Origin of the sequence: Pseudomonas sp. AG1028, from assembly GCF_007993955.1 — a bacterium.
Taxonomy (GTDB): Bacteria; Pseudomonadota; Gammaproteobacteria; order Pseudomonadales; family Pseudomonadaceae; genus Aquipseudomonas; species Aquipseudomonas straminea.
In genome coordinates this window covers 1-16,913 of record NZ_VIVP01000013.1, presented here as the reverse complement: position 1 = coordinate 16,913, position 16,913 = coordinate 1, and the positions used below count along the sequence as shown (strand labels likewise).

Below are 16,913 nucleotides of genomic sequence, written 5' to 3'. Positions count from 1 at the left end.
ACACCATTGCCGCCTGCAGAGTACAACTGTACTCACCACACTGTGACTTTCACCACAACGCAACAGTCTATGACTAGGCTGCTGGCAGTCGCATCACTCATGCGCAGCCGGCCAGGACGATTTACCCAGCCGAGGCGCGTGGGGATTATTGAGGAGCTCGCATGACCAAACAAAACGCCTTCACCCAGGAAGATCTGTTGCGCTGCAGCCGCGGCGAACTGTTCGGCCCGGGTAATGCGCAACTGCCCGCCCCCAACATGTTGATGATCGACCGGATCGTCCACATCAGCGAAACGGGCGGCAAGTACGGCAAAGGCGAAATTGTCGCAGAGCTCGATATCAATCCTGATCTGTGGTTCTTCGGCTGCCATTTCGAAGGTGACCCGGTCATGCCAGGCTGCCTGGGCCTCGATGCCATGTGGCAGCTGGTCGGCTTCTTCCTCGGCTGGCAGGGTAACCCCGGCCGTGGTCGCGCCCTGGGTTCGGGCGAAGTGAAATTCTTCGGTCAGGTTCTGCCGACCGCCAAGAAGGTCACCTACAACATCCATATCAAACGCACCATCACCCGCTCGCTGATCCTGGCGATCGCCGATGGCACCGTGAGTGTCGATGGTCGCGAGATCTACAGTGCCGAAAGCCTGCGCGTCGGCCTGTTCACTTCCACCGACAGTTTCTAAAGGATCCTTTCCATGCGTCGCGTCGTTATTACCGGTCTAGGCATCGTTTCCTGCCTGGGCAATGACAAAGAAACCGTCTCCGCCAACCTTCGCGCTGGCCGCCCCGGTATCCGCTTCAATCCGGAATACGCCGAGAAGGGTCTGCGCAGCCACGTATCGGGCTCCGTCGACCTGAACCTGGAAGAGTTGATCGACCGCAAGCTGTTCCGCTTCATGGGTGATGCCGCTGCCTACGCCTACCTGGCGATGGAGCAGGCGATCAAGGATTCCGGCCTCAGCGAAGAGCAGGTATCGAACCCGCGTACCGGCCTGATCGCCGGTTCCGGCGGCGCCTCCACGCTGAACCAGATGGAAGCCATCGACACCCTGCGCGAGAAAGGCGTCAAGCGTGTTGGTCCCTACCGCGTTACCCGCACCATGGGCAGCACCGTATCGGCCTGCCTGGCGACTCCGTTCAAGATCAAGGGCGTCAACTTCTCGATCTCCTCGGCGTGCGCGACCAGCGCCCACTGCATCGGCCAGGCCATGGAGCAGATCCAGCTCGGCAAGCAGGACGTGGTCTTTGCCGGTGGTGGCGAGGAAGAGCACTGGAGCCAGAGCTGCCTGTTCGACGCCATGGGCGCCCTCTCCACTCAGTACAACGACACCCCGGAAAAAGCCTCGCGCGCCTACGATGCCAACCGTGACGGTTTCGTCATCGCTGGCGGCGGCGGCATGGTCGTGGTCGAGGAACTGGAGCACGCTCTGGCTCGCGGCGCGAAGATTTACGCGGAAATCGTCGGCTATGGCGCGACTTCCGATGGCTACGACATGGTTGCCCCGAGCGGCGAAGGCGCGGTGCGCTGTATGCAGCAGGCGCTGGCCACCGTCGACAGCCCGATCGACTACCTCAACACCCACGGCACCTCGACTCCGGTCGGCGACGTCGCGGAAATCAAGGGTATTCGTGAAGTGTTCGCAGGCAACGCCCCGGCCATCAGCTCCACCAAGAGCCTGTCGGGTCACAGCCTGGGCGCCGCTGGCGTGCACGAGGCGATCTACTGCCTGCTGATGATGGAAGGCAACTTCATCACCGCCTCGGCCAACATCGAAGAGCTGGACCCGGCGGTCGCTGACCTGCCGATCCTGCGCGAGACTCGCGAGAACGCCAAGCTGGACACCATCATGTCCAACAGCTTCGGCTTCGGTGGCACTAACGCCACCCTGGTCCTCAAGCGCTGGGCCAACTGATCGGTTGCCTGCAATAAAAACGGCGCCCTAGGGCGCCGTTTTTTATTGCCCGACGGTTGCTCAGCGCACGTCGAAGCGCTGCTCGGCCAGCTTACGGTCGCCCTGGAACAGCAGAAAATGCCACTCCCCTGGCACCACTTCGTTGTTCTCGGAAAACTCGAAGGCCATGACATCGTGAGGTGCATCGGGCACCAGCTTCTGGGTCACCACGAACTTGTCGTGGCGCTGGCCATCGGCGCCGATCACGCCCGGAGTGAGATACAGCAGCGTCAACGGCTCACCGTCAGCCGTCTTGCCGCTCAGGGTGTATCGCATGCCGAACTTGGTGCCGAGCTTGGCGGGCACCACGCTGGTGTGCTCGATCTGCTGGTTGGACTGGCTCAATACCCGCTCCCCCGGCTGGAAATCCTTGTGCTGGCTGATGAAGACGCCGTACTCGACAGGACCCTGCACCTTCACCTCAGCCTGAACTAGCCCGGCTGCCAGCAGCAACGCCGTCATCGTCGCGAATCGAAACTGTTGCATCTCACGCTCCTGTTTTGGAATGGCGCGAGGCTATGACGCGGCGATGACAGCCTGATGACAATCAGCGTGAAGCAGGCAGCGACTCCTGTACCTTGCGCGGCAGGATGGACAGGAAGTTGTCGCGGGCGACCTTGTGAGCGACCTCCTCGGGCAACGCATCGAGGAAGCGGTCGAAGCCGTGCATGTATTCGCCCATGCTGTCGAAGCGGCCGACCACGTCGGAGCCGACCATGAAGCGATCGGGGTAGCGCTCGACCAGCTTTACCCATTTGGGGTCCGGCTTGCCGCTCTCATCGGTCAGGTAGGGCCTGAGCATGGTCCACGAAAGGTCGATGTACAGATTGGGGTAACTCTCCAGCATGCGCGCCAGGGTGTCGTAGAGAAAATCCAGTTTCTCCTGATGGCGGTGAATTTCCATGCTGGTGCCGGCGTGGGCCCAGATGAAGCGCACGTGGGGATGATTGCGCAGCGGCTCCTCGATCTCCTGCAGGTACAGCGGATTGCGCTCGCGCTTGGAGGTGATGTTGGAGTGCATCATCACCGGCAGGTCGTACTCGGCAGCCAGGTGATAGACACGTGTCATGGCCTCGTTATTGGCTCGCGGCGTGCTGCCCTCGATCAGCGAGGTGAGGTCGTCATGGCGGGTAAATACTTCGCCAATGCCCTGCCACAGCCCAGGGTCTAGCTCCAGCATGCGGCGAATATGGGAGTCGGAGTTCTTGTCGTTGGGGTTGAAGCCGGACAGAAACGGATGGAAGCGATGGCGCTGCGCCTCGGGAACCTGTTTGTAGGCATGGGCAATCAGCACATCGGTGGCGCTGTACCAATAGGCTGCAGCGTCGTCGCCAGCGTAATAACGCGGACGCTTGGGTTCGTCCTCATGCCATTTCTTGGCCACCGGAATGCCCGAGAACATCACATGGTCGACCCTGGACTCATCCATGCGTTTGAGCAGCATGTCCATGCCGGCGCTTTCCTGGAAGAAATCCACGTAATGCAGGTGGGCGTCGCTGTAGCCATAGTCTCGCGCCTCGGCGAAACCGACCAAAAGCCCCGCAGACAATAGAAAACCCAGGCGAATCAGACGCATGTAGACGCTCCTCTGTCACTGAGCAGCATAGACTGTGGCCGCTTCGCTCGAGTTCAGGCTATTGGCAGTCGCTGCCCCACCGTTGCCGAGACTAATTGTTTCATTGCTGGCACATCCAAACGGCCTGCTCTCGGGTATAACCCTTGCCAACCTCAGGACGCAGCCCAGCACAGGACGACGGCATGTCTGACCCGATGTTTGATTACGACCATACCCTGGAAGCCTGCGCGCGCCGTGACGAGCGCGCCTTTCAGGCGCTGTATCGCCAGGAGTCGGCGCAGATGCTCGCGCTGGCCATCAGCCTGCTGGGCCAGCGCGATGCTGCCGAGGACTGCCTGCATGATGCCTTCGTGCAGATCTGGCGCAATGCCGGACGCTTTCAGCGTGCGCTGGGCGGCGGCCGAGGCTGGATCTACAGCATTCTGCGCTATCGCGCACTGAATCAATTGCGCCAGCGCGGCCGCACGGTGGTACTGGCCGACGACATAGCCGAACAGCTGATTGACGACAGCCCATCGGCCGCTCAGCAGCACGAACAGCAGTCGGACAGGCGCCATTTGCGCGGGTGCCTACAAAAGCTTGAGCGGCCGCGGCGCCATCCGGTTCTGCTGGCGTTCTATCGAGGCCTAACCCACGAGCAGATCGCCGAGCGCCTGAGCACACCACTGGGCACCATCAAAGGGCGCATTCGCAGCGGCTTGCGCGCATTGCAGGAGTGTTTGCAACGATGATCAGCACTGATCCCGCAGAACGCCGTGCACTTATCGGTGAATACGTTCTTGGCCTGCTTGAACAGGAACAGGCTGCCGAAATTGCCGAGCTGATCGAGCGCGACCCCCAGGCTGCCGAGATGGCTCTGCAATGGGAGCAGCATTTTCTCGAACTCAGTGACAGGCTCGAACCCACCTCGCCCTCACCCGGACTCTGGCCACGCATCCAACAGACGCTCAATCTGAATCGACAAACGAGCGCCTGGCAGCAGTGGTGGTCGAACCTCAATACCTGGCGCCTGACCAGTGCTGCCTTGGCACTCGCGCTGATCGCCGCGTTGCTGCCTATGCCGTGGCAGGCCGATACGCCTGGGCCTTCGGCGATCTATACCGCTGTACTGCAGCCGCCAGGCGAAGCCGCAGCACCGGGCTGGGTGGTGCATATCGATGCGACCGGCACCTTGCTGCTGGAGCCACTGCGTGACGACCAGGTTGCGGCAGATCGCTCGGTACAGTTCTGGACGCTCGTCGATCCGAAGGATGGCCCCCGCTCTCTCGGCCTGGTCGAGCCGGGCGAACGCCTGACGCTCACGGCTGAACAGATTGGCACGGTACGCGCCGGCCAGCTGTTCGAGCTGACCCTGGAGCCAGCTGGTGGCTCACCACTGAGCAGACCTACTGGCGAGGTGTTGTATATCGGTCGCGCGGTGACGGCAGCGCTGAACTGATGTAAGCAGATGTGTCTGGCGACATCTGCCTGGCGATCTCGGGGGTATGGATAACAGGTGCTTAACCACGGTACCTGGATGCCAGCGCGAAGAATCCTTCGCGCCCTACCCATAGAGAGGACGCTCATGAATATTTCCAAGAAAGTGCTCGGTATCGCCATCACCGCCGCTGCTCTGGGCTGTGCCACTGCCAATGCCGATGATCTGCTGGCCCTGAGTGCAGATGGCAAACTGCTCCACATCGACACCAAGACCCTTACCGTCGCTTCCGATGTGAAACTAAGCGGTATTTCCAGTCTGCGCGGAATCGATATTCGCCCAGCCAATGGCTCGCTCTACGGCGTGGATGACGCCGGCCAGCTCTACACCATCGATACCAAGAGCGGCGCAGCCACCAAGGCCGTCAAGCTCAGCCAAGCGCTACCGGGCATGGGCCAGGCCGTGGTCGACTTCAACCCGGTCGCCGACCGCCTGCGCTTGCTGGCGGCCGATGGCACCAGCCTGCGCGTCAATGTCGAGAGCGGTGAGGTGGTAGTGGACGGCAAGGTCGCCTATGCGAAGGATGGTCCGTACGCTGGCAAGACGCCCAAGGTATTAGCCGGTGCCTACACCAACGCCTACAAGGGCACCGAGAAAACTGCGCTGTACACCGTAGACCTGGCGACCGGCAACCTGATGCTGCAGAACCCGCCAAATGATGGCATCCAGCAGGTGGTTGGCAAGATCGCCGATAACCTGAACAGCGCCGCGCTGGACATCAAGAGCGATGGCAAGGGCGGCAATACCGCCTATTTGCTGACGGGTACCACGCTGCACCAACTCGACCTGGAAACGGGCAAGACCACAGCCCTGGGCGAGATCAAGAACCTGCCCGACGACATCATCGACATTGCAGTTCTGCCAGCCAAATAACCCGAAAAAGGGGAAGACCGCACGGCCTTCCCCTCTCTGTTTCGCGTTACTCGAACACCTCATCGAGCAGATTGTTCATCGCCTTGAATGCACGCGCTGCGATCAATGGATGGTACTGATTGCTGCCTGGCGTATTGGCCAGCGGATCGGTGAACGAATGCACCGCACCACCGTAGCTGACCAGTTGCCAGTCCACCTTGGCAGCCTTCATTTCCGCCTCGAACCCATCGACCTGAGCCGGCGGCACGGCCGGATCATCCGCACCATGCAGCACCAGCACCGGCGCCTTGATGTTATTGGCGTCAGCGGGGTTGGGTGTGTCCAGGTTGCCATGGAAGGACACGAAGGCTTTCAGCGGAGCACCCGAGCGGGCCAGTTCGAGAACCGTGCCACCGCCAAAGCAGAAGCCGATCGCGCCCAGCTTGGCGGTGTTCAGGGCGACCTGGCTGGTTTGTGCCTTGAGCACCTCGACAGCCGCCTGAGCACGCTTGCGCATCAGCGCGCGGTCGCTGCGCACGGTGGTGGCAGCCTGCTTGGCTTCGTCGGCATTGCTGGGGCGGATACTCTTGCCGTACATATCGGCCACGAATACCACGTACTTGTCGCCAGCAGCACGGGCGGCCTTCTCGGCAGAGGCGTCGGTGACACCCAGCCAGTTGGGCACCATCAGCAAACCGGGACGCGGTTCGCTGATCGCGTCATCGTACACCAGCTTGCCTTCGAACGGCTGGCCGTCGATCTCGTAGGGGACGTTCTTGACTACCACACCCGCTTCCGCCAGCCCGGCAAGGCCCAGCAACGCTGCCGACAACAGTGATTTCCTCATGGCATGACTCCCTTGTGTCTGTACCCAGTGACTGCAGCCGATGCTGCGCCTGGCAAACAAGGAAGCACATTTGCGGCGCCGGGGAAACCCGACGTCGCCAGCAGATGCTCGATCAGGCAGCTTCGAACAGACCGTCGATCTGTGCCTGAGCGCCACGCAGAGCATTGGCTTTAGGCTCGTCGCCGTACGCCAGGCCTTCGGCACGCACCACTTCGATGTCGGTGATGCCCAGGAAATTCAGAACCAGGATCAGGTAGTCCTCGTGAGCCTTGCCGCTGGCTTGCCCAGCGTGGATGCCGCCGGCGGTGGAAACGATCACCACTTTCTTGCCGCCAGCCAGGCCTTGCTGGCCATTCTCAGTGTAGGAGAAGGTCTTGCCGGCGACCGCAATACGGTCGATCCAGGCCTTGAGCTGGGTCGGCACAGTGAAGTTGTACATCGGCGCGCCGATCACGATGGCATCGGCCGCCAGGAATTCTTCCAGGGTCGCTTCGGCCAGGGCCACTTCGTGAGCCTGGGCGGCGTCGCGCAGCTCGGCCGGAGTACCGCCGGCAACAAAGCTGGCAGCAGACAGATGACTTAGCGCATCGCTGGCCAGGTCGCGGTAAGTGACCTCGACATTGACCTCGCTATTTTTCCAGGCGTGGGTTACGGCAGCGCTGAGCTGGCGAGAAGCGGAAGCGTCGCCAAGAATGCTGGAATCGATGTGCAGAAGTTTCATGAAGGTCTCCTTGAAAGAAGTCAGTGACTGTTCGATGGGTTAATCCTATCAATGGAGCCAATCGCTGATTAGGCGGTAAAAATGCGATGATGCGTTCCACCAATGGGACAAACGTATTTTGCGTAATTCGGAGCCTTCATGCAGGACCTCAACGACCTGATGTATTTCGCCAAGGTGGTCGAGCACGGCGGCTTCAGCGCGGCCGGGCAGCAGTTGGGCATTCCCAAATCGCGGCTGTCACGGCGGGTGGCCGAGCTGGAGGCTCGCCTGGGCGTGCGCCTGCTGCAACGCACCACCCGCAAGCTGGCGCTGACCGAAACCGGAGAGCGCTACCTGCGCCACTGCCAGGCGATGCTGCTCGAAGCCGAGCAGGCGCAAGAGGCCGTGGCTTCGCTGAGCAGCGAACCACGCGGGCGGGTGCGCATGTCCTGCCCAGTGGAAATGGCACGCGCCGGTCTGCATCCGGTAATCACCAGCTTTCTGGTCAAGTACCCGCTGGTGCAGCTCGATGTGGTGCTGACCAACCGCCGCGTCGATCTGTTGCAGGAAGGCATCGACGTCGCACTGCGCGTGCGTGACCAGAGCGATGAGGATCCCTCGCTGATTGCTCGTCAGTTGGCGCCCGCCTCTGCCTATCTGGTGGCTGCGCCAGCGCTGCTGCATGGACTGGACATCCGTACGCCCGACGATTTGCAACAGCTTCCGGCGCTGGGCGCGGCGGCCAGCGACAGGCGTATCCATCATCTGCTCAGAAACTCAGCCGGTGTACGACGTGAAGTGGCGCTGGAAGCACGCTTGAGCATCGAAGACTTCGATATCCGCCGGGAGGCCGCGCTGAAGGGGCTGGGTTTCAGCATGCTGCCGCACACCAAATGCGTGACCGATCTGCAGGCAGGCCGCCTGGTGCGCCTGCTCCCGGACTGGAACCTGCCCGGCGGCCACCTGCAGGTCGTCTACCCTCACCGGCGCGGCATGCTGCCAGCAGTGCGCGCCTGGCTCGAGCATATGATCCAGGCCAGCAGCGAGGGCTGGCTGATGCCTGGAACGGACCTGGCTCGCACAGAGTCAGACCAACCTGATAACGTTATCTCCCACTCCACCGCACAGGACACTCGATGACCACCCGCAAGCCCCAGGCACCCGGCCAGACCGCGCGAATTCTAGCCGTGGTGTTCTTCACCTTCATCGGCTTTCTCTGCGTTGGCCTGCCCCTGGCGGTACTACCCGGTTTCGTGCTCAACGACCTGGGTTACGGCTCGGTGATGGCGGGCCTGGTAATCAGCCTGCAGTACCTCGTCACCCTGGTTTCACGGCCAATCACGGGAATGCTGATCGACCGGATCGGCCCCAAGCGCGCGGTGGTCTACGGTCTGGGCGGTACCCTGGGTAGCGGCGTGCTGACCCTGGCGGCGACCAGCCTGCATGAGGTATCCGGCGCGATAGGCCTGGGCCTGTTGCTGGCCGGGCGTGTGGCCCTGGGCATTTCCCAGGCGCTGATCGGTACCGGTTCGATCACCTGGGGCATCGGCCGGGTCGGCGCAGAGAACACCGCACGGGTGATTTCCTGGAACGGCATCGCCTCCTACGGCGCCATCGCCATCGGCGCACCACTGGGCGTTCTGATGGCCTCGCAGCTCGGCTTGTGGAGCATCGGCGCGGCCATCACCCTGCTCAGCCTCGGCGCGTTGTGGGTGGCACGCGACAAACCAGCCATCCCGGTCATCCAGGGCAAGCGCCTGCCGTTTCACAACGTCTTTCTGGCCATCGCCCCCAATGGCTTGGCGCTGGCCTTGGGCTCCATCGGCTTCGGCACCCTGGCAACCTTCGTCACCCTGTATTACGCGAGCCTCGGTTGGGAACACGCCGCCTATTGCCTGAGCGCATTCGGCCTGGCCTTCATCGCCGCGCGGCTGTTGTTCGCCGGCGCCATCGAGCGGCGCGGCGGCTATCGGGTCGCGACCGTCTGCCTGGCAATCGAAACCCTTGGCCTGTTGCTGCTGTGGATCGCACCGATCCCGGCTCTGGCCCTGTGTGGCGCAGCGCTGACCGGCTTCGGCCTGTCGCTGGTGTATCCGGCGCTTGGCGTCGAGGCGATCGGCAACATTCCCGCGGCCAGCCGCAGTTCGGCACTGGGCGCCTACGCGCTGTTCTTCGATCTGGCGTTGGGCGTGGCCGGCCCCCTGATGGGCCTTGTCGCCACCGCCTATGACTATGGCGCGGTGTTTCTCGCCTCGGGCTTGCTGTCGCTGCTTGGCCTGGGGCTGAGCGTGTTACTGCTACGCCGTGCCGAGCGGCCGAAGGCGGTGCAGCCGTGACTCGTGACGAACTGATCGCCTTCTGCCTGCAACTGCCGGGAGCTCGGGTGGATTACAAGTGGGGCAGCAACCAGGTGTTTTCCGTGGCGCACAACAAGATGTTCGCCATTCTCGATTTTCTCGGTGACAACCTGGCCTTCAAGGTAGATGCCGCGGTGTTTCTGGGTTTCACCGATCGCCCCGGTATTCGCCCGGCGCCCTACCTCGCCCGCGCCCACTGGATCAGCATGAACGGCAGCCAACCGCCGCTGGGTGACGAGGAGCTGCGCGATCTGCTGACCCGCTCCCACCAACTGGTAGTGCGGCGCCTGCCACGCAAGCAGCAGGTCGGCCTGCTGCTCGATCTATAGCAGGCTGCGCAACCAACCGCTGGTGTAGGCACCACCGAGCAAGAGCTGATCGATCCAGACCAGTTGGTGAAGCGCCACGATGGACCAGAAAACCAGCTGGTAGGACGCCTTGCGCGTCTTGTGCCGAAAGGCTTGCTGAGCCACCAGGGCTCCCGGCCAGCCCCCAGCCAGTTCGACCAGATGCAAGGTGTTTTCCGGCGTACGCTGGCGGCCCTGCTGGGCGCTGTTCTTGTCGTGCCAGTAGAGGAAGAAGCACAGCACGCTGACCACGGGATAGAGCAACGCCGGCCATACCATTCCGCTAGCCAGCCAACGCAGTGCGCCGAACACAGGAAGCAAACAAAGCGCGGCGAAAACCAGCCATTTGGCGAGCGGATTGCGCACGGCAGCCGCTGGCCGACGATCGCCGCGCGTAGTTGGCCTGGCAGCCTTGGTGTTTGGCCTGCCTGCGTTGGGCTTGGCGGTAGTCGGCTTGACGCGAATCTGCGGCTGATCGATCGCCAGTTCACCGGCCAGGCGCACATGCTCGGCGCGCAAGCGGCCCTTGTCGTCGCGCCCGGCCACGAACAGCACCTGGTCCCCAGCAGTGGGCCGACGATCGCCACGCATCGCCGAAATGTGCGCGAACACGTCGGTTCCACCGGCAAGGGGCTGAATGAACCCGAAGCCCTTGTCATCGTCCCAGCGTTTGATGCGGCCCGCCTGCTCCCTGCTCTGCATATGCGTCCTTAACGGCTGGGCGATCAGCCCTCCGCCGTGCTCCAGTCGATCCAGCCGAACTGCCAGGTGGCCAGAATCAATAGGCCGAAGGCAATTCGGTACCAGGCAAATACCGCGTAACTGTGGTTGGCGATGAATACCAGCAGCGCACGCACCGTCAGCATGGCGACGACGAAGGTGGTGACGAAACCGATGGCGAATACCGGCAGATCGCTCAGTTGCAGGATATCCCGGTACTTGTAGAGCGAGTACACCGTGGCGGCGACCATGGTCGGCATCGCAAGGAAGAACGAGAACTCGGTGGCTGCCTTGCGCGACAGGCCGAACAGCAGGCCGCCGATGATGGTCGAGCCGGAGCGCGAGGTACCCGGAATCAATGCCAGGCACTGGGCGAAACCGACCTTGAGAGCCAGCTTCCAGTCCATGTCGTCGACCGTTTCGGCGACGATGCGGTGCTGACGCTTCTCGGCCCAGAGCATGACCACGCCACCGATGACCAGCGCGGCGCTGACCGTGATCGGGTTGAACAACCAATGCTCGATGAGATCGGCGAACAGCAGGCCGAGCACCACCGCCGGAAAGAACGCGATCATCAGGTTGACGGTGAAACGCCGGGCCATGGGATCGCTGCCCAGGCCGGTGACCACCGACAGGATGCGCTGACGAAACTCCCACATCACCGCCAGGATGGCGCCAAGCTGGATGATGATTTTGAAGGCCGTGGCGCGTTCGCCGTTGAAATCCAGCAAGTCACCGACCACGATCAGGTGCCCGGTGCTGGAAATGGGCAGAAATTCGGTGAGACCTTCAACGATACCCAGAATCAGCGCCTGAAAAGCGAGCCAACTGTCCATCGAAACTCCTCGGAAAGGTGCCAGATGAACTGGCTGTAAAGGGATTGTTTCTCGGACTGGAGGCGCTGGAGGAGGTTCCAGCGGGGCCGAAAAAAGCGGCAGTTATAAATCACTCGCATGCAATTTCAAAACGCTATCAAACCGAAATTGTCACTTTCCTGTCAGCTGATCGATCTCCCAGGCGCCACAAGCGCTAGAATGCGCGCCCGCCCCACCGTCATACGCCGAGGTTCCATGTCACCGCTCGAAGTCTGCGCCTCGTTGCTCGGCCTGATCGCCGTCTGGCTGACCGTGCGGCAGAACCCCTGGTGCTGGCCGATCGGGCTGGTCATGGTGGTGCTCTACGCCTGGGTGTTCTTCGAGGCCAAGCTCTACTCCAACACGCTGCTGCAATGCGTCTACGCCGCCCTGCAGCTTTACGGCTGGTGGCACTGGACGCGTGGCGACCGCCCCGACGAGCGCCTGCAGGTATCGAGCTTGAACCTGCGCCAGACCCTTTCAGGCCTCGCCCTGGGCGTGCTCGGTTCGGCCGTGCTGGGCCTGCTGATGATGACCTACACCGATGCCAGCGCGCCCTGGCAGGATGCGACCCTGTGCGCTTTCAGCCTCGTCGCGCAGGTGTGGATGGCCAAGAAGCGCGTGCAATGCTGGGCACTGTGGATCCTCTTGGACGTGCTGTTCGTCGTGCTGTTCATCAATCAGGCGCTGTACCTTACCGCTGCGCTGTACGCTCTGTTCACCCTGCTGGCCTGTCATGGCTGGCTGACCTGGCGGCGCGAGCTGCTCGCGGCGCGCCCATGAACGTCCTGGTGCTGACCGGCCCGGAATCGACCGGCAAGAGCTGGCTGGCGAACGAGCTGCAGCAGCGCTTCGGCGGCATCGTGGTCGGTGAATACGTGCGCCACTTCATCGACACGCAGCAACGCGATACCTGCTACGCCGATATTTCTACCATCGCCCACGGTCAGCTCGCCTGGGAAGATGCAGCCCGCGAGCAACGCCCTCACCTGCTGATCCTCGACACCCACCTGCTCAGCAACATTCTTTGGAGCCGCACGCTTTTCTGTGATTGCCCGGATTGGATGGAACCTGCCCTGCTGGCCCGCGAGTATCACCTGCACCTGCTGCTCGACCCGCGTGGCGTCGAATGGGTAGGCGACGGGCAGCGCTGCCAGCCGGATCTGGCGGAGCGCCTGGCCTTTCACCAGGGCTGCGCGCAATGGCTCGAGGCCAACGGCCAGAGCGTGGTGGAAATCGCCGGGACCTGGCATGAACGCCAGCGCGCAGCGGTGAGCTGTGTGGCCAGTTGGCTGGGCGTCGACACCTAGCCCAAACTGAATTTGTTCGCCAGTTGCGCGTGGCATCTTGCCATTAAGTGACGGTATGGGCATAAAGGGGGACGACTGGAAGAACGCCACAAGGACGTCCCGATGCGCCTGATTCGCCGCGCGCTGAAACTCATCGCTCTGCTCGTGCTGACCGCCCTGCTGGTCATCCTCTATTACATCGTCAATCCCAACCTACCGGCCTACACGCCGGCGAAAAAGGTCCATTACCTGGGACAATGGAGCGAACAGCAGCGCCAGTTCTATTACTACACGCCCCAGGGCACTACGGTAAAAGACCTGCATTACGACTGGTTCACCGCCTTGGAAATGCCATTCGGCAAGGCCAAGTTCGCCCACCCCGATTACCTCGCGCGCTTCGGCTTTCTCACCCAACCCGGCCAACAGGCCACGGCCCTGAACCCCGGCAACCTGCCGGTGGGTTTTGCCCGCCACCAGGACGATGAAAGCGGCGTCCAGTATCTGGACATCACCTGCGCCGCCTGCCACACCGGCGAGCTGCGTTACCAGGGCCAGGCGGTGCGCATCGATGGTGGTGCCGCGCTGCACTCGCTGGCGTCCACCGTGCCGACGCTCAAGGGCGGCAGCTTCGGTCAGGCCCTGGGTATGAGCATGGCGTTCACCTACTACAACCCGCTGAAATTCCGTCGCTTCGCCCATGAAGTACTGGGCGAGCATTACGAGCGCGACTACGACAGGCTGCGTGTGGAGTTCAAGCAGGTGCTCGATCGCCTGTTGAGCACCGCCTACAACGACTGGCACCGTGGCCTCTACCCGACCGAGGAAGGCTTCGGCCGTACCGATGCCTTCGGCCGCATCGCCAATACGGTGTTTGGTGACAGCATCGATGCCGCCAACTACCGCGTGGCCGATGCGCCGGTCAGCTATCCGCATCTGTGGGATATCTGGAAATTCGACTGGGTGCAGTGGAACGGTTCGGCCATGCAGCCCATGGCCCGTAACGTCGGCGAGGCACTGGGGGTTGGCGCTACCCTGCAGCTGCTCGACGAAAACGGGCGCCCGGTGCCACACGATCAGCGCTACGCGTCCGGCGTGCGCATCAACGACCTTTATCAGCTGGAAGAAACGCTCAAGCACCTGCAGCCGCCTGCCTGGCCGGAAAAGGTCCTTGGCAAGATCGACCTACCGCTCGCCAGCCGGGGACGCGCCCTGTTCCAGGAAAACTGCGCCCTCTGCCACGCACCGAAGGTGGTTCCGCCAGATCATCGCATGGCACCTGATCGCGACCCCGAGTGGTACATGCAAGTCGTCGACACGTCCATCGTGGGTACCGACTCCACCACCGCCGACAATATCGCCGACCACCGTTTCGACATCCGCAAGCTGGGCTGGAAGAAAGCCGAGCTGGCGAGGCTGGACGTGAAGCTGTTCAGCAACAGCCTCGATAATATCGATTTCAGCGCCATCTCCACTGCCGAGGCGCTGGCCTATGTCACCGCCTACGTCGAAGACCGCGCCTATCGCGACAACGGCATCGCGCCCGAGCAGCGTAAGCGCATGGACGGCTACGGCCTGCCCATTGGCGTCCAGGAGATCCGTGGCTACAAGGCGCGGCCGCTGGATGGCATCTGGGCCACCCCCCCATTCCTGCACAACGGCTCGGTACCGACGCTGTTTCATCTGCTGTCGCCGGTATCGGAGCGGCCCAGCAGCTTCTGGGTGGGCAATTTCGAATTCGATCCCAAGCATGTGGGCTTCGTCAGCGACAAGTTCCAGGGCGGTTTCCTGCTCGATACACGCATCAAGGGCAATGGCAACGGCGGCCATGAATTCCGGGATGGCTGCCGTAACGATGGCGTCATCGGCCGTGGCCTGCAGCCGGAGGAGCGCTGGGCGCTGGTCGAATACCTGAAGGTGCTGGGTAATCCGGCGCTGGAAAACCAGTTGAGCGACGTGCCGGCCAAACCCTGGAATCCCGGGCAGAACTGCCAAGGCAGCGTGAATGCAAATCGCAAGGAGTCCAACGATGCTTAAACGATTCTGGCTGTGGCTCGGACGCCTACTGAGCAGAACGCTGGTCACCCTGCTGGTCGTCGGCCTGGGTGGCTGGGCCGTGGGCAGCGCCTATTACAGCTGGAAGTTTTCCGGCCCGGTTTCCAGTGAAGAGCAGATTCCAGCCAATGAGGCCGCCTACACGGCTGGCATCATCGAAGACGCCATTCGCGTCGTCGAGCAACACCGTGACAATACTCGCGTGCTGCGTGACGCCCACGCCAAGGCCCACGGCTGCGTGAAGGCAGAAGTGACGGTCAAGGCAGATCTTGATGAAAGCCTGCGCTACGGCGTGCTCGCCGAACCAGGCAAAACCTGGCAGGCATGGATGCGCCTGTCCAACGGCAACGCCTATCCGCAATTCGACCGCGCTCGCGATGCCCGGGGTATGGCCATCAAGCTACTCGACGTGCCGGGCGCCAAGCTGATGAACAATCAACGCAGTGCTGGCGATCAGGACTTCGTGATGTTCAATCACCCCGCGTTCTTCGTACGTGATGTGGCGGAGTACCGCAGTAACTTCGCCGCACAAGCGGACGGCAAGAAAGCCCTGGCCTTCTTTCCGAGCTGGGATCCGCGAACCTGGGAGATTCGTCACCTGATCATCGCCCTGAAAACCCTGTCCCCCGCCCCCGCCAGCCCGGTGGAAACCACCTACAATTCCATCGCTCCGTTCAAGCTGGGGCCGCACAACATCAAGTATCGGGTCATTCCGACTCCGGAAAACTGCCCGGCTTATGCCATTCCCAAGCCCAATACCGATCTGCCCAACTTCCTGCGCAACGCGCTTTATCAGCAGCTTTCCCTAGATCGCATGCCGGCTTGCTTCGCCTTGCAGGTGCAGCAGCAAAACCCGGATTACTACATGCCGATCGAAGACCCGAGCGTAGAGTGGGACGAGAAGATCGCGCCGTTCGAGACCGTCGCCGACATACGTCTGCCAGCTCAGGACTTCGATAGCTCGGAGCAGAATCTGTTCTGCGACAACCTGTCGTTCAACCCGTGGCACGCCCTGCCCGAACACCGCCCGATCGGTGGCATCAACCGTTTGCGCAAGGCAGTGTACGAGGCAGTGAGTGTCTATCGTCACGATCGCAACGCTGCGCTGGGCCAGTAAGCCCCTACAGGTTGCAGCAGGCTGCTAGAATCGCAGGCTGTTTGCCCTGTAGAAAAGAGATTGGCCTTGGAACTGTTTAAAGAATTCATCTTCGAAGCCGCCCACCGGCTGCCCCACGTCCCCGAAGGCCACAAGTGCGGTCGCCTGCATGGCCATTCGTTCCGCATCGCGGTCTACATCGAGGGCGAAGTCGATCCGTATACCGGCTGGATTCGCGATTTCTCGGAGATCAAGGCCATCTTCAAGCCGATCTACGAGCAGCTCGACCACAACTACCTCAACGACATCCCCGGCCTGGAAAACCCGACCAGCGAAATCCTCGCCAAGTGGGTATGGCAACAGCTCAAGCCATTGCTGCCGGAATTGTCACGCATCCGTATCCATGAGACCTGCACCAGCGGTTGCGAGTATCGCGGCGACTAAAACGATCTTGCTTCCGCGGTTTCATTGCGGAAGGAACAAGGTAGAAACAACAAAGCCCGCGCTATGCGGGCTTTTGTTGTTTCTGAGCCAAGATCATCCTGGGCATTGGTATGCTCGGCTGTTACCCATGCCAGGTAGGTCATTCGAGCATCCCAACAAACTCGCACCAGCTCCCTGGGTTACGCCTTCGGCTAACCCAGGCTACTTACCTCTAGCAACTTATCGCTACGGTACGGCTTTTACGGCTGCCTCTTACGTAGTCTGCGGTAGAGCGAAGCGATACCCAGGTCAGCGTGCGCTCTGGCCGCCTGGCTGGCGCACTGTGCATTAGCCTTCGAATTTCGCGGCCGAAAAGA

The 16,913-nt window shown here is 61.9% G+C and carries 19 protein-coding genes; 13 read left to right on the top strand and 6 right to left on the bottom strand.

Annotation, left to right across the window (positions count from 1 at the left end; genetic code table 11):
* The first annotated feature begins 161 nt into the window (after positions 1-161).
* Positions 162-677 (top strand): 3-hydroxyacyl-[acyl-carrier-protein] dehydratase FabA, encoded by a 516-nt coding sequence (gene fabA, locus FB481_RS20315; protein WP_013791679.1) that lies wholly within the window; start codon positions 162-164, stop codon positions 675-677.
* A 12-nt stretch (positions 678-689) separates the two neighbouring features.
* The gene (gene fabB / locus FB481_RS20310) at positions 690-1,907 is read left to right on the top strand and encodes a beta-ketoacyl-ACP synthase I (protein WP_093504329.1); all 1,218 of its coding nucleotides are present in this window, start codon (positions 690-692) and stop codon (positions 1,905-1,907) included.
* Positions 1,908-1,967: 60 nt separating this feature from the next.
* Here the strand turns inward: fabB and FB481_RS20305 are convergent, their stop codons facing one another.
* Positions 1,968-2,432: a DUF3859 domain-containing protein gene (locus FB481_RS20305; protein WP_147177547.1), complete on the bottom strand. Its 465-nt coding sequence runs from the start codon at positions 2,430-2,432 to the stop codon at positions 1,968-1,970.
* A gap of 61 nt (positions 2,433-2,493) precedes the next feature.
* The gene (locus tag FB481_RS20300; RefSeq protein ID WP_147177546.1) at positions 2,494-3,522 is read right to left on the bottom strand and encodes an amidohydrolase family protein; all 1,029 of its coding nucleotides are present in this window, start codon (positions 3,520-3,522) and stop codon (positions 2,494-2,496) included.
* 182 nt (positions 3,523-3,704) lie between these two features.
* Between FB481_RS20300 and FB481_RS20295 the strand changes: the two genes are divergently transcribed.
* From FB481_RS20295 to FB481_RS20285, 3 genes are all read left to right on the top strand, one after another.
* Positions 3,705-4,253 carry a sigma-70 family RNA polymerase sigma factor gene (locus tag FB481_RS20295; RefSeq protein WP_147177545.1) on the top strand — a complete coding sequence of 183 codons (549 nt, stop codon included), beginning with the start codon at positions 3,705-3,707 and terminating at the stop codon, positions 4,251-4,253.
* On the top strand, positions 4,250-4,960 hold the full coding sequence (locus FB481_RS20290) for an anti-sigma factor domain-containing protein (protein WP_147177544.1): 711 nt from the start codon (positions 4,250-4,252) through the stop codon (positions 4,958-4,960). Before FB481_RS20295 ends, FB481_RS20290 begins: the two co-directional genes overlap by 4 nt.
* 126 nt (positions 4,961-5,086) lie before the next feature.
* Complete coding sequence (locus FB481_RS20285) at positions 5,087-5,872, top strand: DUF4394 domain-containing protein (protein ID WP_256662781.1); 786 nt, start codon at positions 5,087-5,089, stop codon at positions 5,870-5,872.
* A gap of 46 nt (positions 5,873-5,918) precedes the next feature.
* Here FB481_RS20285 and FB481_RS20280 read toward each other — a convergent pair whose 3' ends face one another.
* A complete protein-coding gene (locus FB481_RS20280) occupies positions 5,919-6,698 on the bottom strand; it encodes a dienelactone hydrolase family protein (protein ID WP_147177543.1) in 780 nt (259 codons plus the stop codon).
* A gap of 112 nt (positions 6,699-6,810) precedes the next feature.
* Positions 6,811-7,419 carry an FMN-dependent NADH-azoreductase gene (locus tag FB481_RS20275; protein WP_093504319.1) on the bottom strand — a complete coding sequence of 203 codons (609 nt, stop codon included), beginning with the start codon at positions 7,417-7,419 and terminating at the stop codon, positions 6,811-6,813.
* A gap of 138 nt (positions 7,420-7,557) precedes the next feature.
* Between FB481_RS20275 and FB481_RS20270 the strand changes: the two genes are divergently transcribed.
* Genes FB481_RS20270 through FB481_RS20260 form a run of 3 tightly spaced genes read left to right on the top strand, consistent with a single transcriptional unit; the run spans position 7,558 to position 10,084 of the window.
* Positions 7,558-8,538: a LysR substrate-binding domain-containing protein gene (locus FB481_RS20270; RefSeq protein ID WP_093504317.1), complete on the top strand. Its 981-nt coding sequence runs from the start codon at positions 7,558-7,560 to the stop codon at positions 8,536-8,538.
* Positions 8,535-9,734: an MFS transporter gene (locus FB481_RS20265; RefSeq protein WP_147177542.1), complete on the top strand. Its 1,200-nt coding sequence runs from the start codon at positions 8,535-8,537 to the stop codon at positions 9,732-9,734. Before FB481_RS20270 ends, FB481_RS20265 begins: the two co-directional genes overlap by 4 nt.
* The gene (locus FB481_RS20260; RefSeq protein ID WP_147177541.1) at positions 9,731-10,084 is read left to right on the top strand and encodes an MmcQ/YjbR family DNA-binding protein; all 354 of its coding nucleotides are present in this window, start codon (positions 9,731-9,733) and stop codon (positions 10,082-10,084) included. The genes FB481_RS20265 and FB481_RS20260 overlap by 4 nt, the downstream gene beginning before the upstream one ends.
* Here FB481_RS20260 and FB481_RS20255 read toward each other — a convergent pair.
* Positions 10,079-10,804, bottom strand: coding sequence for a cold shock and DUF1294 domain-containing protein (locus FB481_RS20255; RefSeq protein ID WP_093504311.1), 726 nt, complete (start codon positions 10,802-10,804; stop codon positions 10,079-10,081). The two genes, FB481_RS20260 and FB481_RS20255, sit on opposite strands and share 6 nt — an antisense overlap.
* A gap of 23 nt (positions 10,805-10,827) precedes the next feature.
* Complete coding sequence (locus FB481_RS20250) at positions 10,828-11,658, bottom strand: undecaprenyl-diphosphate phosphatase (protein ID WP_147177540.1); 831 nt, start codon at positions 11,656-11,658, stop codon at positions 10,828-10,830.
* Positions 11,659-11,892: 234 nt separating this feature from the next.
* Between FB481_RS20250 and pnuC the strand changes: the two genes are divergently transcribed.
* The 5 genes from pnuC to queD all read left to right on the top strand — a co-directional run bounded on the left by pnuC (position 11,893) and on the right by queD (position 16,557).
* Complete coding sequence (gene pnuC / locus FB481_RS20245; RefSeq protein ID WP_093504307.1) at positions 11,893-12,459, top strand: nicotinamide riboside transporter PnuC; 567 nt, start codon at positions 11,893-11,895, stop codon at positions 12,457-12,459.
* A complete protein-coding gene (locus FB481_RS20240) occupies positions 12,456-12,986 on the top strand; it encodes an AAA family ATPase (protein ID WP_093504305.1) in 531 nt (176 codons plus the stop codon). The genes pnuC and FB481_RS20240 overlap by 4 nt, the downstream gene beginning before the upstream one ends.
* A 102-nt stretch (positions 12,987-13,088) precedes the next feature.
* Positions 13,089-14,999 (top strand): di-heme-cytochrome C peroxidase, encoded by a 1,911-nt coding sequence (locus FB481_RS20235; RefSeq protein ID WP_147177539.1) that lies wholly within the window; start codon positions 13,089-13,091, stop codon positions 14,997-14,999.
* Positions 14,992-16,134 carry a catalase family protein gene (locus FB481_RS20230; protein WP_147177538.1) on the top strand — a complete coding sequence of 381 codons (1,143 nt, stop codon included), beginning with the start codon at positions 14,992-14,994 and terminating at the stop codon, positions 16,132-16,134. The genes FB481_RS20235 and FB481_RS20230 overlap by 8 nt, the downstream gene beginning before the upstream one ends.
* 66 nt (positions 16,135-16,200) lie before the next feature.
* On the top strand, positions 16,201-16,557 hold the full coding sequence (gene queD / locus FB481_RS20225) for a 6-carboxytetrahydropterin synthase QueD (protein WP_075961648.1): 357 nt from the start codon (positions 16,201-16,203) through the stop codon (positions 16,555-16,557).
* Positions 16,558-16,913 lie beyond the last annotated feature (356 nt).

What these genes read in the sequence shown, in the direction of transcription:
- fabA (WP_013791679.1), top strand. Translation starts at nt 162, where the DNA reads ATGACCAAACAAAACGCCTTCACCCAGGAAGATCTGTTGCGCTGCAGC.
- fabB (WP_093504329.1), top strand. Translation starts at nt 690, where the DNA reads ATGCGTCGCGTCGTTATTACCGGTCTAGGCATCGTTTCCTGCCTGGGC.
- FB481_RS20305 (WP_147177547.1), bottom strand. Translation starts at nt 2,432, where the DNA reads ATGCAACAGTTTCGATTCGCGACGATGACGGCGTTGCTGCTGGCAGCC.
- FB481_RS20300 (WP_147177546.1), bottom strand. Translation starts at nt 3,522, where the DNA reads ATGCGTCTGATTCGCCTGGGTTTTCTATTGTCTGCGGGGCTTTTGGTC.
- FB481_RS20295 (WP_147177545.1), top strand. Translation starts at nt 3,705, where the DNA reads ATGTCTGACCCGATGTTTGATTACGACCATACCCTGGAAGCCTGCGCG.
- FB481_RS20290 (WP_147177544.1), top strand. Translation starts at nt 4,250, where the DNA reads ATGATCAGCACTGATCCCGCAGAACGCCGTGCACTTATCGGTGAATAC.
- FB481_RS20285 (WP_256662781.1), top strand. Translation starts at nt 5,087, where the DNA reads ATGAATATTTCCAAGAAAGTGCTCGGTATCGCCATCACCGCCGCTGCT.
- FB481_RS20280 (WP_147177543.1), bottom strand. Translation starts at nt 6,698, where the DNA reads ATGAGGAAATCACTGTTGTCGGCAGCGTTGCTGGGCCTTGCCGGGCTG.
- FB481_RS20275 (WP_093504319.1), bottom strand. Translation starts at nt 7,419, where the DNA reads ATGAAACTTCTGCACATCGATTCCAGCATTCTTGGCGACGCTTCCGCT.
- FB481_RS20270 (WP_093504317.1), top strand. Translation starts at nt 7,558, where the DNA reads ATGCAGGACCTCAACGACCTGATGTATTTCGCCAAGGTGGTCGAGCAC.
- FB481_RS20265 (WP_147177542.1), top strand. Translation starts at nt 8,535, where the DNA reads ATGACCACCCGCAAGCCCCAGGCACCCGGCCAGACCGCGCGAATTCTA.
- FB481_RS20255 (WP_093504311.1), bottom strand. Translation starts at nt 10,804, where the DNA reads ATGCAGAGCAGGGAGCAGGCGGGCCGCATCAAACGCTGGGACGATGAC.
- FB481_RS20250 (WP_147177540.1), bottom strand. Translation starts at nt 11,658, where the DNA reads ATGGACAGTTGGCTCGCTTTTCAGGCGCTGATTCTGGGTATCGTTGAA.
- pnuC (WP_093504307.1), top strand. Translation starts at nt 11,893, where the DNA reads ATGTCACCGCTCGAAGTCTGCGCCTCGTTGCTCGGCCTGATCGCCGTC.
- FB481_RS20240 (WP_093504305.1), top strand. Translation starts at nt 12,456, where the DNA reads ATGAACGTCCTGGTGCTGACCGGCCCGGAATCGACCGGCAAGAGCTGG.
- FB481_RS20235 (WP_147177539.1), top strand. Translation starts at nt 13,089, where the DNA reads ATGCGCCTGATTCGCCGCGCGCTGAAACTCATCGCTCTGCTCGTGCTG.
- FB481_RS20230 (WP_147177538.1), top strand. Translation starts at nt 14,992, where the DNA reads ATGCTTAAACGATTCTGGCTGTGGCTCGGACGCCTACTGAGCAGAACG.